This is a genomic window from Pelosinus baikalensis (assembly GCF_020819555.1).
GTDB lineage: Bacteria > Bacillota > Negativicutes > DSM-13327 > DSM-13327 > Pelosinus > Pelosinus baikalensis.
In genome coordinates, this window is record NZ_JAJHJB010000158.1 from 1 (window position 1) to 512 (window position 512).

General features: G+C 39.5%; 1 protein-coding gene. It reads left to right on the top strand.

The genetic code is table 11. The annotated features are described in order from the left end of the window. Window positions 1-15 precede the first annotated feature (15 nt). On the top strand, window positions 16-512 hold a 497-nt coding region (locus tag LMF89_RS25585), incomplete at its 3' end, for a phage tail tape measure protein (RefSeq protein ID WP_229537609.1).

The window sequence follows — 512 nt, forward strand, 5'->3', positions numbered from 1 at the left end:
ATGGCGGAGGCGGAAATGAGTGGTCTTAAAGATACCATGCTTTCCATCTATAATAATAACTTTGGCGAGAATTACCAGGATATAGGCAAGTCTTTATCTACAGTCAAACAAATCACCCAAGCCTCAGGCAAGGAGTTAGAGAACCTTACCACAAATGCCTTAATGCTAAGAGATACCTTTGAATTTGAAGTGAATGAATCGACTCGCGCAGCCGATGCACTAATGAAAAACTTTGGAATTACTGGAGAACAGGCATTCACTTTGATCGCACAAGGTGCTCAAAATGGGGCCAACAAAAACGATGATCTCTTAGATTCCTTGAATGAGTATTCAGTACAGTTTAAAATGCTAGGTTTTACTGCAGATCAGTTTACCAATACTCTGATTAGTGGTGCTACAAATGGAGCATTTTCCATTGATAAAATTGGGGATGCTGTTAAAGAATTTACTATTAGATCTAAAGATGGATCAAAATCTAGTGCTGAAGGATTTGCAGCCATGGGGCTTGATGC